The sequence below is a fragment of the Collinsella sp. AF05-9 genome, assembly GCF_003465595.1.
Classification (GTDB): domain Bacteria; phylum Actinomycetota; class Coriobacteriia; order Coriobacteriales; family Coriobacteriaceae; genus Collinsella.
Genome location: NZ_QSBB01000038.1, coordinates 1 through 15,212 on the forward strand (window position 1 = coordinate 1; position 15,212 = coordinate 15,212).

At 61.8% G+C, this 15,212-nt stretch carries 11 protein-coding genes; 4 read left to right on the forward strand and 7 right to left on the reverse strand.

Going from position 1 to position 15,212, the window contains the following annotated elements; all coding sequences use genetic code 11:
* Window positions 1-89 precede the first annotated feature (89 nt).
* From DWV43_RS08850 to DWV43_RS08870, 5 genes are all read right to left on the reverse strand, one after another.
* Complete coding sequence (locus DWV43_RS08850) at window positions 90-791, reverse strand: ABC transporter ATP-binding protein (RefSeq protein WP_035137222.1); 702 nt, start codon at window positions 789-791, stop codon at window positions 90-92.
* 12 nt (window positions 792-803) lie between these two features.
* Window positions 804-1,664, reverse strand: coding sequence for an ABC transporter ATP-binding protein (locus DWV43_RS08855; RefSeq protein WP_089573307.1), 861 nt, complete (start codon window positions 1,662-1,664; stop codon window positions 804-806).
* Entirely contained in the window at window positions 1,654-2,733 is a 1,080-nt protein-coding gene (locus DWV43_RS08860; protein WP_117818186.1) for a branched-chain amino acid ABC transporter permease, read from the reverse strand. Before DWV43_RS08860 ends, DWV43_RS08855 begins: the two co-directional genes overlap by 11 nt.
* A gap of 9 nt (window positions 2,734-2,742) precedes the next feature.
* On the reverse strand, window positions 2,743-3,624 hold the full coding sequence (locus tag DWV43_RS08865) for a branched-chain amino acid ABC transporter permease (RefSeq protein WP_117582912.1): 882 nt from the start codon (window positions 3,622-3,624) through the stop codon (window positions 2,743-2,745).
* A 139-nt stretch (window positions 3,625-3,763) separates the two neighbouring features.
* A complete protein-coding gene (locus tag DWV43_RS08870) occupies window positions 3,764-4,951 on the reverse strand; it encodes an ABC transporter substrate-binding protein (RefSeq protein WP_117818184.1) in 1,188 nt (395 codons plus the stop codon).
* 619 nt (window positions 4,952-5,570) lie between these two features.
* On the opposite strand from DWV43_RS08870, the gene DWV43_RS08875 reads away from it, so the two are divergent.
* Together DWV43_RS08875 and DWV43_RS08880 are read left to right on the forward strand one after the other, a co-directional pair.
* Window positions 5,571-6,914 carry a homoserine dehydrogenase gene (locus DWV43_RS08875; protein WP_117655181.1) on the forward strand — a complete coding sequence of 448 codons (1,344 nt, stop codon included), beginning with the start codon at window positions 5,571-5,573 and terminating at the stop codon, window positions 6,912-6,914.
* 223 nt (window positions 6,915-7,137) lie between these two features.
* A complete protein-coding gene (locus DWV43_RS08880) occupies window positions 7,138-7,887 on the forward strand; it encodes an SDR family NAD(P)-dependent oxidoreductase (protein WP_117818182.1) in 750 nt (249 codons plus the stop codon).
* Between the two features lie 121 nt (window positions 7,888-8,008).
* On the opposite strand, the gene DWV43_RS08885 is transcribed toward DWV43_RS08880, so the two are convergent.
* Window positions 8,009-9,571, reverse strand: coding sequence for a cation:proton antiporter (locus DWV43_RS08885; protein WP_117818180.1), 1,563 nt, complete (start codon window positions 9,569-9,571; stop codon window positions 8,009-8,011).
* A gap of 184 nt (window positions 9,572-9,755) precedes the next feature.
* Here DWV43_RS08885 and DWV43_RS08890 point away from each other — a divergent pair, with 184 nt between their 5' ends.
* Both DWV43_RS08890 and DWV43_RS08895 read left to right on the forward strand, forming a co-directional pair.
* A complete protein-coding gene (locus tag DWV43_RS08890; RefSeq protein ID WP_117818178.1) occupies window positions 9,756-13,502 on the forward strand; it encodes a phosphoribosylformylglycinamidine synthase in 3,747 nt (1,248 codons plus the stop codon).
* A 99-nt stretch (window positions 13,503-13,601) separates the two neighbouring features.
* The gene (locus tag DWV43_RS08895; RefSeq protein WP_117818176.1) at window positions 13,602-14,537 is read left to right on the forward strand and encodes a DMT family transporter; all 936 of its coding nucleotides are present in this window, start codon (window positions 13,602-13,604) and stop codon (window positions 14,535-14,537) included.
* Window positions 14,538-14,637: 100 nt separating this feature from the next.
* Here the strand turns inward: DWV43_RS08895 and DWV43_RS08900 are convergent, their stop codons facing one another.
* Window positions 14,638-15,159, reverse strand: coding sequence for a GGDEF domain-containing protein (locus DWV43_RS08900; RefSeq protein ID WP_117818174.1), 522 nt, complete (start codon window positions 15,157-15,159; stop codon window positions 14,638-14,640).
* Window positions 15,160-15,212 lie beyond the last annotated feature (53 nt).

Genomic DNA, 15,212 nt, shown 5'->3' on the forward strand with positions numbered 1-15,212 from the left:
TCATGCCGCCGAAGTTGAAAGGCAGATTGCCGCTCTGGCGGGCTTGCAGCGTCAAGCCGTTACGCGGTTTGGTAAAACCGCGTAACTAGTTAACCGCCCAGGTAGGCTTTGCGGACGTTATCGTCGTGCAGAAGCTCTTGCCCCGTGCCGGTCATGGTGATCTTGCCGGTCTCGAGCACGTAGCCGCGCGTGGCAATCGAGAGCGCCATCTGCGCGTTCTGCTCGACCAGAAGCACCGTGGTACCGGCCTTGTGCAGATCCTCGACAATCTGGAAGATCTGCTCAATCAGAATCGGCGCCAAGCCCATGGAAGGCTCGTCGAGCATGAGCAGCTTGGGGTTGCTCATAAGAGCGCGGCCCATAACGAGCATCTGCTGCTCGCCGCCCGAAAGGGTGCCGGCGACCTGGCGACGGCGCTCCTTAAGGCGCGGGAACTGCTCGTAGACGCGCTCAAGACCCGGAGCCACCGTGGACTTGGGCTGCGTGTAGGCGCCCATCTCCAGGTTCTCCTCGACCGTCATCTGCAAAAAGGCGCGACGGCCCTCGGGGACCTGAGCCAGGCCCTTACCAACCAGCTTATCGGCGGGCGTATGAGTAATGTCCTCACCCATAAACTTGATGGAGCCGGTCTTGGAGCGCAGCAGGCCCGAGACCGTCTTGAGCGTTGTGGACTTGCCGGCACCGTTCGCACCGATCAGGGCCACGATCTCGCCCTCGTTAACGTTAAAGGAGATGTCCTTGATGGCGTGGATGGCGCCGTACCAGACGTTGATGTTGTAGACGGAAAGCATCGGCTCTGCCATTTAGTTCTCCCCCTTATCCTGCTTGCCCAGATACGCCTCGATAACAGCGTCGTTGTTCTGGATTTCCTCGGCCGTGCCCTTGGCGATGACCTTACCAAAGTTGAGCACGCAGATGCCCTCGCAGATGTTCATAACGAGCGACATATCATGCTCGATAAGCATGATGGCAATGCCAAAGGTGTCGCGAATCTTGACGATGTTCTCCATGAGCTCGGCGGTCTCGGACGGGTTCATGCCGGCGGCAGGCTCGTCAAGCAGCAGTAGCTTGGGGTTGGTGGCAAGCGCGCGGACAATCTCCAGACGACGCTGGGCACCATAAGGCAGCGAACCGGCCTGCTCATTTGCCAGATGCTCCATATCAAAGATGGAGAGCAGCTCCATGGCGCGCTCATGGGCGGCCTTCTCGTGCTTCCAATACGTCGGCAGGCGCAGCACGCCCTCAAAGCCGGAGTAACGCTCCTGGTTATGCAGGCCGACCTTAACGTTATCCTCCACCGTCATGGTGTTGAACAGGCGGATGTTCTGGAACGTACGGGCAATGCCCATGCGGTTGACCTGGTAGACCGACTTGCCCGAGGTGTCCTCACCGTCGAGCAGGATGGTGCCGTGCGTGGGCTGATACACCTTGGTGAGCAGGTTGAAGACCGTGGTCTTTCCGGCACCGTTGGGGCCGATCAGACCGGCGATCTCGGTCTTGCCGATAGTCAGGCTAAAGTCGTCGACTGCCTTAAGGCCACCGAACTCAATGCCCAGGTGGATGCACTCGAGCGCCGGGCGCTGGCCCAAGTCGCGGTCGGGAACGATGGCGCCAGAAGGATACGGGACCATCTTGCCCTTGTTGAACTCAAACTTACTGGGCATCGGCTGCCACCTCCTTCTTGGAAGCAAAGCGGTCCTTAATGCGTGCGAAGAACGCCTTGAGCTGCGGGTTGTTGGTAAAGATCATGACCAGGATCAACACGATGGCGTAGATGAGCATGCGGTAGTCCGAGAACTGACGGAGCAGCTCGGGGAGCACCGTAAGCAGTGCGGCCGCGATGACGGAACCGCGCATGTTGCCCAGACCACCCAGGACCACGAACACCAGGATGAGGATGGACGTGTTGAAGTCGAACTTGGTGGCGGAGAGCTGCGAGAAGTTACCGCCGAAGAGGGCTCCGGCAGCACCGGCGAGGGCGGCGGAAACCACGAAGGCGATCATGCGGTACTCGGTGACGGAGATGCCTACGGACTCGGCTGCAATCTTGTTATCGCGCACGGCCATGATGGCACGGCCGGTACGGCTGCGCACCAGGTTGAGCACGATCACGAGTGCGACCATGACCAAGATGGCACCGGCAAGGAAGGTCGAGTACGTCGACACGCCCGAGGCGCCCTGGGCGCCCTTGATGATGGCGGTGCCGTCCTCGAGCAGGTGCAGGTCGTCGATCGTGGAGTTGCCCGTGATGTTAAAGATCACATGCAGGCCGTGGGAGTCGACGCCCACGATAAGGCAGGTGACGATCTCTTTGATAATCTCGCCAAAGGCCAGCGTCACGATAGCCAGGTAATCGCCGCTCAGGCGAAGGACCGGGATGCCGATCAAGAAGCCCAGGATGGCGGCAGCGATGGCGCCGACCACGATGCTGATGACAAGACGTATCGGATCGGAGGGAACGGCGCTCTCGAGGGCGACCGCGGTAACGATGCCTGTATAGGCGCCGACGCTCATAAAGCCCGCGTGGCCCAGCGACAAGTCGCCCGCGATGCCGACGACGAGGTTAAGGGAGATAGCCATGACGATATAGGCCGTGATGGGAACCAGCTGACCGGCGATCATGCGCGGAATCATGTGGTTAGACTGCATAAAGAACACGATGGCGAACGCCACAAGGCACATGGCGTACGTAACAAAGTCGTGACGCGTCTGCTTGTCTTTAAGAAACTTCATAACGCTCACCTACACCTTCTCGGGGACGTACTTGCCCAAGAGGCCGGCAGGCTTGACGAGCAGGACGATGATCAAAACACCAAAGACGATGGAGTTGGCAAGGCTCGTGGAAATATAAGCCTGTGCCATCGCCTCGATGATACCGATGAGAATGCCACCGACAAAGGCACCGGGGATGGAGCCGATGCCACCGAAGACAGCGGCATCGAAGGCCTTGATGCCAGGCATGGCACCCGTCGTGGGCTGCAGCACCGGCGAGTAGGAGCACAGCAGCACGCCGGCGATGGCGGCAAGGGCGGAGCCGATGGCGAACGTCATCGAGATGGTGCGGTTGACGTTGATGCCCATGAGCTGAGCGGCGGCCTTGTCCTCGGACACGGCGCGCATGGCTTTGCCCATCTTGGTCTTGCCTGTAAAGAACATCAGGCCGGCCATGATAACCAGGCAGGCGACGATGGTGACGAGCGAGACGGCGCTTACGTTGAACTTGGCCAAGAACTCCGGCACCTGGAAGGTGACGAGCGAAGTGAAGTTCTTGGGCGTGGCGCCCCACAGAAGCTGCGCGGCGTTCTGCAGGAAGTAAGACACGCCGATGGCCGTGATCAGAACGGCCAGAGGGCCTGCTTGGCGCAGCGGCTTGTATGCCAGACCCTCGATGAGAACACCGAGAACCGTGCAGACCACACAAGAGAGAATTACAGATGCCCAGCCCGGGAGGCCGAGGTACGACGTGGCGCAGAACGAGACATAGGCACCGACCATGATGACGTCGCCGTGAGCGAAGTTCAGCATCTTGGCGATACCGTAGACCATGGTGTAGCCCAACGCGATGATGGCGTAGACGCTGCCCATGGACAGGCCGTTGACCAGGTATTGGATAAAGACTGTCATGTTCCACATCCCCCTTTCGAATAGGTTTCCAGTTGATGTATGAAACAGGGACGTTACATCGTCCCTAGATACCAAGCAAGCAGGGAAGGCCAAAACCTCCCCTGCTTGGGATCAAAACCGCTCTATGTAAGGCGGCCTATTAGGCCTGTACGTACTTGCCGTCGGTGATGACGTACGCCGTGGGCTCCTTCTGGACCTGACCCTTATCGTTCCAGGTGAGCTTGCCGGTCAGACCGTCAACGGTAATCTTGAGCATAGCCTTGGACAGCTTCTCGGCGACCTCGGTCGGGTCGGCGTCGACACCAAGACCGGCCTCCTTGAGGGCCTCGGCCACCGCGTGCACGCCGTCGTAGGCGTCAGCGGCAAACTGGTCGGGGGTATCGCCGTACTTATCCTTGTAAGCGTTAACGAAGTCGGCGTTCTTCTCGTCGTCGGCGGAGAACGGGGTCATGAGTAGCAGACCCTCGGCAAGAGAGGTGTCGAAGCCCTCAACGCCCAGGATGCCGTCCATGCCGTCGCAGCCCATCATCTTGACGTCGTAGCCCATGTCCTTGGCGTTCTTGAGCAGGACGGACGCCGGCGTGTAGTAGATCGGCGCAAAAATCATGGTGGCGCCTGCCTGCTTGGCCTTGGTCAGCTGGTTGGTAAAGCTCGTGGCGGAGTCGTCCTTAAAGGTCTCCTCGTCGACAATCTCGAGCTTGGACTCAGCAGCCTGAACCTTAAAGGCATCCGCGACACCCGAAGAATAGGCGTCGCCGGAGTTATAGAACAGCACGAACTTCTCGTCCGCATACTTCTGCGCCAGGAACTTGGCAGCGTTGACGCCCTGGTTGGGGTCGGTAAAGCAAACCTGGAAGACGCAATCCTTGCCGTCAGTGACGTCCTCGGAGGACGCGGACGGGGTGATCATGAACGTCTTGGGGTCGTTACCGCACTCGGCGGCAACGGCAACCGACGCACCCGTGGTGGTCGGGCCGACAAGGGCCTGCATGCCCCAGTCGAGCAGGGTGTTGAAGGCGTTAACGGCCTTCTCGCCGTCGGCCTGGTCATCCTCGGCCTTGCTGGCAAGCGGCAGCTCCTTGGTCGAGAAATCCTTGCAGCCAAGCTCGACACCCTGGGTAACGGACTTGCCGTAAGACGCGGCGGCACCGGTCAGCGGGCCGATGGTGCCGATCTTAAACGAAGCATCGCTCGAAGCGGAACCGCCGTCGCCGCCGTTAGAGGAGCAGCCAGCTAGAATGGACATCGCCCCCAGACCTGCTGCGCTCGCGATAACGCTCCTGCGATTCATTACAGGGTTAAATGACTTACCGGTGAGGCTCGACATGCGGCTCTCCTCTCACATCTCGTCGGGTTTTGGTTACCCGACAGGCCATCCTTCGCCGTGTTCGGCGTTCGCAAAATAGTAGACGCTTTAGTTAGGAAAAGTGGCGATTATTTCAACTTTTCTTTGGATTTGTTCATTTATCCATATTTCTGCGTATTTCTATTGGTTTATGCAGTTTAGCCACTTTATTGTGTAAAAGTAATGTTTCCATTCCGTTACAAGCGCCCCTGTCCTGATTAAAACAGCCTCACCGACCGCGTTTTGTACGCACCTATGCGGCGATGTACTTGCCGTCCTAAATCACCGAAGTCAGCGTTCTTCTCGCCGTCGGCGGAGAACGGTGACATGAGCAGCACACCCTCGGCAAGAGAGGTGTCGAAGCCCTCGGACCGTTCATGCCGTCTCTTGCGGTACAGGGCAAACCTTATGGTGCAAACGTTGACAGTTTGTTACGGAGTTCCGTTTGTAGCGAGCATGTTTCCAATGTTTCCGCAGCGTTTCGGGGGTGTCGTTTTGTGCGACTCCTGTTGCCTGGCGAGCACGCGCCCTCGGTTCACGCTAGAATGCACTCAACCTTTAAGCGGTTAATCCATCCATAAGATGCACGAAGGAGCTATCTATGAGCGAACCCCTGCGCACCGTGAACGTCGGCCTCATCGGTCTGGGAACCGTCGGCGGCGGCGTGGCCCGTCTGATCAAGAGCCACCACGATGAGTACCTGGCCGCCTACGGCATCGACCTTAAGCTGACCCGCGCCTGCGCGCTTGCCTGGGAGCAGGCCGAAGCCGCCGGTATTGAGCGCGAGGCCTTTACGAGCGACTGGCACGACGTCGTCACCGACCCCGCCGTCGATATCGTCGTCGAGCTCATCGGCGGCGAGCACCCCGCGACCGAAATCTTCACTACCGCCTTCGAGAACGGCAAGCACGTCGTCTCTGCCAACAAGGCCCTGCTGGGCCGTCATGTCGAGACGCTCGCCGAGAAGGCGCGCGCGTGCGGCGTGCAGATTAAGTGCGAGGCCAGCTGCGGCGGTGGCATCCCCATTGTCAGCACGCTCGAGCACGACCTGGTGGGCAACAAGATCCTGACCATCGCTGGCATTCTCAACGGCACCACCAACTACATCCTGTCGCGCATGGACGCCGAGGGCGCCGATTACGCTGACGTGCTCGCCGACGCCCAGGCAAAGGGCTATGCCGAGGCCGACCCGTCCGCCGACGTCGACGGCTTCGACGCCGCCAGCAAGACGGCGATCCTCGCCTCCATCGGCTTTGGCACCCGCGTGACCACCGACGACGTATACCAGCAGGGCATCCGCACCATCGGTGCCGAGGACATCGCCCAGGCCCGCGAGCTCGGTTACACCATCAAACTGCTCGGCATCGCCCGCAACACCGACGCTGGCGTCGACGTTCGCGTGCATCCCACGCTGATCCCCGCAGACCATATGCTCGCCAAGGTCAACGGCGCCATGAACGCCGTCTACGTGGTAGGCGACGCCGTGGGCGAGACCATGTTCTACGGCGCGGGCGCAGGCTCCTTCCCCACCGCGAGCGCCGTCGTGGGCGATATCCTGTCGCTCTCCGAGCAGATCAGCCGCGGCGTGGCTCCGCTGCCCGAGATTGAGCCCTATGGCCACAACCTCGCCTTTAAGCCCATGGACGAGCTCCAGACCAAGTACTATGTGCGCCTGAAGGTCGCCGACCGCGTGGGCGCCCTGTCCGAGACGGTCGATATCTTTGCCAAGCACAACATCTCGATCTCGCTCATCAACCAGGTCGAGGACGGCAAGTCGGGCGTCAGCGATGCCTGCTCGGTCATCTTCCTGACGCACCGCGCGCTCGAGAAGGACGTCCAGGCTGCCGCCGCCGAGCTTGCCAGCGTCGACTGCGTGGCCGAGGTCGCCAACGTCCTGCGCATCGAGGACGTCGAGGCTTGGACCGAAGGCGTCATGGCGAACTAGTTCGGTTTACACCCCACAACGCATTTGCTCGAAGGGCTCCCGTCTAGTCTTGGACGGGAGCCCTTTCATTTGCACGCTCGGGGTGCATTGACACGATCCGCGTTTGAGCAATTTGACCGTTCGGTGTCAACCAGGGGTACCGCTTACCGACAAGCAGGCATGTTTGTTTTTGTCTGCCGCTATCCTGTGCTGCGTACGTCCACCCCCGAAGAATGGAGGCACCATGTTGCTCGAGGGCAAGAAAGCAATCATCACCGGAGGCACGCGCGGTATCGGCTATGCCATCGCCTGCCGTTTTATCGAGGAGGGCGCCGCCGTCACCGTCTTTGGCTCGCGTCAGGAGACCGCCGATGCGGCCATTGAGAAGCTGACAGCCGCCTATCCCGACGCCAAGGTCTGGGGTCGTTCCTGCGATCTCACCTCGCTCGAGGCCGTGACTGAGGCCTTTACGCAGGCTGCAGCCGACATGGGCGGTCTCGATACGGTCGTCAACAACGCCGGAATCTCCCAGCGCTCGCCCCTTTTGGACTATACAGCCGAGGAGTTCGCAAAGGCCATGGACCTCAACGTCGTCGCCGTCTTTAATGGCCACCAGGCTGCCGCCAAGATCATGACCGAGGCCGGCCACGGCGGCACCATCACCACCACGAGCTCGATGGTCGCCAAGTACGGCCAGCCCTCTGGCGTCGGCTACCCAACGTCCAAATTTGCCGTCAACGGCATGGTCCAGTCGCTCTCGCGCGAGCTCGCCCCCATGGGCATTCGCGTCAATGCCGTCGCACCCGGCGTGACCAAGACCGACATGGTCGCCAACCTGCCCGAAGAGGTCATCAAGCCCATCATCGCCACCATTCCGCTGGGTCGTATGGGCGAACCCGAGGATGTCGCCAACGCCTTTGTTTTCCTAGCGAGCGACATGTCCTCCTATGTCACGGGCGCCGTGCTCCCCGTCGACGGAGCCGCCCGCTCCTAAAGGTCGCGAACCACGGCTTCGAGTCTCAACGAAGCCCAACGCAAAAGGCGCGCTGTCTGCATCAACCGCAGGCAGCGCGCCTTCAATTATTTGGACGGAACCCGTATCCCGACATTCCTTGCTACCTGCCGTCGTCGTCCTGGGCTTCATCGCGCGCATAGAGTTCCAGCATGCGGCGACGGTATTCGCGCACGGCGAGCTTGGCGCGCTCCAGGCGGCGACGCTCGCGCGGAGTCAGCTCAGACGGGTCGACCTCGTCTCCATAGGTCTTATCGGCAAGAAGATGTGCCGCGTCCACAATACGGGCATCGATATGGCCGCTCGCCGCTTCGGCCGAAAGGCGGTCAGCAATGGAATCAATCGTGGGCATACCGTCGAGCGAGCGACCATGCCCATGCGACGTCAATAGCTCGTGCTCGCGGGCGAGTAGACTTGCAAGGTCGTGATGGGCGCGCAGGATATTGAGCGCATCGGAAGGATGCTCGGCAACCTCCGCCACGGCGGCGACCGGCGCGGCATCGACCACGCGGTAGAAGAGCTGCGCGAGCAGTGGCATCAGGAACACCGTGATGGCGCCGGCCGCCACCATAACCGAAGCGACGCCCTGTGATAATGCGCCGGCGTTGACAGCGACGCTCGTCACGGCGACGATAATCGGCAGCGCCGTGGTGCAGTACAGGGCCACGGTAATGCGGCCATACGCCGACACATCGCGCGTCGCAGGACAAATGCTCATAGAAATAAGAATGGGCACGGCGCGGATAACCAGCAACGCCACGATAAAGCCCACGAGCAAGCCGGGGCGCGATGCTACAGCAGTCAGGTCGATCTTGGCACCCGACACGGTAAAGAACACCGGGATCAAAAAGCCATAGGCAAGGCCATCGAGTTTAAGTTCGAGCGTATGGTTGCCCTCGGGGATGATATAGCGCAGGACAAAGCCCGCGGCAAAAGCGCCCAACACGATATCGAGGCTAAAAATGGCGGAAAACGCCACGAGCGTGACCAGGATGAGCACTGTGAGGCGCACGAACGTCTGAGAAGTCGTATCGGCGCGCTCCTGAATAAAGGCAAAGAAGCGGCTGCCAATACGCTTGGAGCGACTGGGGACCACGGCAAGCAGCGCGCACACCACGGCGAACAGCCCCAAGATCAACAGCGTCTCGACACCCGTACGGGCAGACAGCAGCACCGACATGGCGAGCACGGGCCCGAGCTCGCCCCACGTACCATAGGCAAGAATCGAATCGCCGACGCGCGTCCCAGCAAGCGACCGCTCGCGCAAGATGGGCATGAGCGCCCCAAGCGCCGTCGAGGTCAACGCCAGCGTCACGGCGATGCCATCAAAATGACTGACCGAAAACCACGGGGTAAAGCGCACGGCAAGCCAGGCGATGCCAAACGTGACGACCCACGTCGCCATGCCGTAACGCCCCTCGATGCCCGTGATGTTCTTGGGATCGATCTCAAAGCCGGCAAGCAGGAACAAAAAGGCCAGGCCGAGCTCGGACACGAGCGAGACCTCGGCATCTACATGGATAATGCCGAGCATATGAGGTCCCAGCACCGCACCAAACACGAGCAAAAAGACCGTCTCGGGAACGGGTTTTCCGGGAATCGCCGAGGCGATGAAGGGGCTTGCAAAGGCCACGAGTGCGATGATGGCGAGTGAAACGAATGCCATGTGATGCCTTTCTCTTGTTTGCGCTTCACTGTAGCACCCTCGCCGTCCTCAACGCGCCGCGAGCTGTCGTATCATAGTGAGGTTTACAAACATGTGGCTCAAGGCGACCGCAGGGCAGGCCCCGCAAACCGACCGCTGCCGCATACCGTACCGTACGCCCAACCGATCAGGAAGGCAGGAACCAATGGTCTCTCGTATCTACGTGGAGAAGAAACCCGGGTTCGACGTCGAGGCTCAGCAGCTCAAGGGCGAGCTGACCGAAATTCTCGGCATCAAGGGCATCGAGGCCCTGAGGATCATAAACCGCTACGACGTCGAGGGCATCGACGAAGAGCTTTTCCGCTCCTGCGTGCCGACCGTCTTTAGCGAGCCCCAGGTCGATGTGACCTACGACGAGCTCCCCGCAAGCGATGGCGCCGTCTTTGCCGTCGAATTCCTGCCTGGCCAGTTTGACCAGCGCGCCGACTCCGCCAGCGAGTGCGTGCAGCTCATCAGCCAGGGCGAGCGCCCCGCCGTGCGCTCCGCCAAGGTCTATATGATCTCGGGCGCTCTGGACGAGGCCGCCATCGATGCCATCAAGCACTACGTGGTGAACCCCGTCGAGGCGCGCATCGCCTCACTCGACCTGCCCGAGACGCTGTACATGGAGACCCCCGAGCCCCAGCCCGTCGAGGTGCTCGACGGTTTCCGCGAGCTCGACGAAGCCGGCCTTGCCGCCTTTATCTCCGAGCGCGGCCTTGCCATGGACGAGGCGGACATCGCCTTCTGCCAGCAGTACTTCCGCGATGAGGACCGCGACCCCACCATCACCGAGATCCGCGTAATCGACACCTATTGGTCCGACCACTGCCGCCACACCACCTTCGGCACCGTCCTGGATGATGTGACGATCGATGACGCCGTGGTGCAGCAGGCCTTCGACCGCTACATGGAGATGCGCCACGAACTCGGTCGCGACGCCAAGCCCGTCTGCCTCATGGACATGGGCACCATCGGCGCCAAGTATCTCAAGAAGACCGGCGTCATGACCGATGTCGATGAGTCCGAGGAGATCAACGCCTGCACCGTCAAGGTAAAGGTCGATGTCGACGGCGAGGACCAGGACTGGCTGTTCCTGTTTAAGAACGAGACCCACAACCACCCGACCGAGATCGAGCCCTTCGGCGGTGCCGCCACCTGCGTGGGCGGTGCCATCCGCGACCCGCTGTCGGGCCGCAGCTACGTGTACCAGGCCATGCGTGTCACCGGCGCCGGCGACCCCACCGTCCCCGTGTCCGAGACGCTCGAGGGCAAGCTGCCGCAGCGCAAGCTCGTAACCACCGCCGCCGCCGGCTACTCCAGCTACGGCAACCAGATCGGCCTTGCCACCGGCCAGGTCAACGAGCTCTATCACCCCGGCTACGTCGCCAAGCGCATGGAGGTCGGCGCCGTCGTGGGCGCTACCCCGGCAAACCACGTGCGTCGCGAGTGCCCCGCCCCCACCGACAAGATCATCCTGTTGGGCGGCCGCACCGGCCGTGACGGCATCGGCGGTGCCACCGGCTCCTCCAAGACCCAGAACACCGAGTCCATCGAGACATCGGGCGCCGAGGTCCAGAAGGGCAACGCCCCGGTCGAGCGCAAGCTGCAGCGCCTGTTCCGCCGCGGCGATGCCTGCCGTCTGATCAAGCGCTGCAACGACTTTGGCGCCGGCGGTGTCTCGGTCGCCGTAGGCGAGCTTGCCGACGGCCTGTATGTCGACCTTGATACCGTGACCAAAAAGTACGACGGTCTTGACGGCACCGAGCTCGCCATCTCTGAATCCCAGGAGCGCATGGCCTGCGCCGTCGCCGACGGTGACGTCGAGGAGTTCATGGGCTACGCCGCCGAGGAGAACCTGGAGGCGACCGTTATCGCCGAGGTTACCGCCGAGCCGCACATGCGCATGGCCTGGAACGGCGTCGCCATCGTCGATCTGTCCCGCGAGTTCCTCAACTCCAACGGTGCGCCCAAGCACCAGGTCGCCCACGTCTGCGCCCGCAGTGTGTGGCAGCCCAGCTGGGCCGGTACCACGCTCGCCGAGCGCATGACCTCGCTCGTCACCGACCTCAACGTCGCTTCCAACAAGGGCCTTTCCGAGCGCTTCGACTCCACCATCGGCGCCGCGACCGTGCTTATGCCTTTTGGCGGCAAGACGCAGCTCACCCCGAGCTCGGCCATGGTCGCCAAGTTCCCCGTGGACGGCGAGACCACCACAGCGAGTGCCATGGCATGGGGCTTCAACCCCTATTTGATGGAGGCCGACCAGTTTGCGGGCGCCTACCTGTCCGTGGTCGAGTCCATCGCCAAGCTCGTTGCCGCCGGCTTTGAGCACAAGCGCGCCTACCTCTCCTTCCAGGAGTACTTCGAGCGCCTGCGCACCGAAGCAGAGCGCTGGGGCAAGCCCATGGCTGCCGTCCTGGGTGCCCTTATGGCCCAGGTCGACCTGGGTGCCGGTGCCATCGGCGGCAAGGACTCCATGAGCGGTTCGTTTGAGGACGAGACCGGCGAGCTCAACGTTCCGCCGACCCTGATCAGCTTCGCCGTCGCCGTGGGCAAGGCCGCCCGCGCCGTCTCGCCCGAGTTCAAGGGCCTCACGCACCGCGTCGTCCGCATCGCCCCCGCCACCTACGGCGAGGATTACCGCCCCGACGCCCAGCAGCTGCTCGCCGCGTTTGACGCCGTCGAGGCGCTCACCGCCAACGGCAACGCCCTGGCCATCTCCACGCCCGGCTACGGCTGCGGCGCCGAGAGCCTCTTTAAGATGTGCGTCGGTAACCAGATCGGTATCGAGCTTGCCGAGGATGTAGACGTGGAGAGCCTCTTCACCCCGCTCTACGGTAGCTTTATCGTCGAGCTCGCCGAGGATGCCGAGCTGCCCGAGGTCGCCGACGGCGTTGTCGTCGAGCCCCTGGGCACCACCGTCGAGGGCTATGTCATCGACACCGGCTCCGAGGTCATCGAGCTCGCCGAGCTCCAGGAGGCCTGGGAGAGCGGCATCGAGGGCGTCTTCGCCTACCGCAGCGCCGGCAAGACCCCCGAGGTCGAGACCATCGACTTCCGCGCCAAGGATATCCACGTGTACGGCGGCGCCAAGATCGCCCGCCCGCGCGTGATCATCCCCGTGTTCCCCGGCAACAACTGCGAGTACGACAGCGCCCGCGCCTTCCGTGCCGCCGGTGCCGAGGCCGACACCTTCGTGATCAACAACCTCACGCCCGAGGCCGTCGCCGAGAGCACCCGCGAGCTTGCCCGCCGCATCCGTGCAAGCCAGATCGTTATGATCCCCGGCGGCTTCTCGGGCGGCGACGAGCCCGACGGCTCTGCCAAGTTCATCACGGCGTTCTTCCGCGCTCCCGAGGTCACCGAGGCAGTCCGCGACCTGCTCAAGGCCCGCGATGGCCTGATGCTGGGCATCTGCAACGGCTTCCAGGCCCTGATCAAGCTCGGCCTGGTGCCCTACGGCGACATCGTCGACGCCACGCCCGATGCGCCCACGTTGACGTTCAACACCATCGGTCGCCACCAGAGCCGTCTGGTGCGCACCCGCATCTCGTCCAACTTGTCCCCGTGGCTGTCGCAGTGCAGCCTGGACGACCCCTACACCGTCGCCATCAGCCACGGCGAGGGCCGCTTTGTCGCCAATGACGAAGTGCTCGCCCAGCTGATCGCCAACGGCCAGGTCGCCACGCAGTACGTGGGCGAGAACGGCAAGCCCAGCATGGATCTCTCCGTCAACCCCAACGGCTCCGCACTCGCCATCGAGGGCATCACGAGCCCCGACGGCCGCGTCCTGGGCAAGATGGGCCATGCCGAGCGTCGCGGCGACAACCTGTACCGCAACGTGCCCGAGCATGTCCCCGGCGATAAGTTCATGCCGATCTTTGAGAGCGGCGTGGCCTACTTCGCTTAAACCTTTCCCATCGGGTACAATCCCCTCGGGTAACAACACCCGCCACCGGCACGCCCGATGGCGGGTTCTTTTTTGCTTCGCGCATACAGGAAGGACATCATGGAAAGCCGCAAGCCGTATCTTGCCACCCTGCCCGGACTCATCCTGGGCTGCCTCGTCTGCTGCGCGCTCTGGGGGTCGGCTTTTCCCTGCATCAAGATCGGCTACGGCCTCTTTGGCATTTCCGCGCACGACAGCGCCTCGCAGCTGCTCTTCGCGGGTCTGCGCTTCACCCTTGCCGGCATGCTGGTCATTGTCGGCATGAGCGTGGCCCAGCGCCGTCCGCTCGTTCCGCAAGCGCGCGATATCAAGTCCATCCTCACGTTGTCGCTCTTCCAGACTATCGGGCAGTACTTCTTTTTCTACCTGGGACTCTCGCGCGCCAGCGCCATGTCGAGTTCCATCATCGAGGCCAGCGCCAACTTCCTCGCAATCCTCTTTGCCGCCCTGGCGTTTCGCACCGAGAAGCTCAATACGGCCAAGGTGCTCGGCTGCGTACTGGGCTTTGCCGGCGTCGCGCTCGTCAACCTTTCGGGCGCGGACGGTACCTTTGGCTTTACGCTCGACGGCGAGGGCTTTATCCTGGCCTCCACCGTCGCGGGTGCCCTTTCGACCTGCCTGATCGGCATCTTCTCGCGCGAGCACGACGGCGTCTTGCTTGCCGGGTGGCAGTTCTTGGTCGGCGGCCTGGTCCTCACCGCCATCGGCTTTTTGATGGGCGGCACGCTCTCCCCCACAGCGATTGCCCCCGCCATCGCGCTCATCATCTACATGGCGCTTATCTCCGCGGTCGCGTACTCGCTGTGGTCGCGCCTGCTTGCCGTCAACCCCGTAAGCCGCGTTTCGGTCTTTGGCTTTATGAATCCAGTCTTTGGCGTACTGTTGAGCGCTCTGCTGCTCGGCGAGGGCGCTGGCACGAGCCCTGTTACCGTACTTGTTGCCCTGCTGTTGGTCTGCGGCGGCATCATCATCGTCAACAGGCCCAAAAAGGTCTAACGAACTACCCCTATTTAGCAGAGGGGGTTCACATGCTTTAGCTTAATGGAGTACATCGGAGAGCCGAGGGCCGCCACGCCCGCCAGCGCGCGCCCTTTTTCTAGCGTATCTGGGCGCCGGCTTTCTTCTTCTCGCGCTTTACGCGGTAGAGCTCCGCGTCGGCAGCACGAAACAAGTCTTGCCAGGTATCGACGCCATCACCGACCCGTGCGTAGCCGATGGACATCCGCAACAGATACGGAACCTCGGCGCGCGCGAGCTCATCGTTGATTGTCGCGCACAGATGCATGATATCCTGTTCCGCCACTGCCTTTTGGAGCACCACGAACTCATCGCCACCATAACGTGCGATAAAGCCGCCAGACGCCGAGCAGACTTCTTTGAGCGCAGCGGATATGACCTGAAGAGCATGGTCGCCCTCCACATGCCCATAGCGATCGTTAATCTGCTTAAAGCCGTCGGCGTCCATCATAAGCAGATATACATCTTCGGCCTGATCCACATTTGAGAAGAGCGACAGCATATAGGTCTCAAAACGGTTGCGATTGTTAAGTCCAGTCAACGGGTCGGTCGAGATGAGCTGCTCCTGGTAGATGATGTAGAGCAGCAACATGCTAATCATTAGGCTCTGTTAGACCAAGGTTGACATAAAAACGATGTCACCGCGAGGCGGTA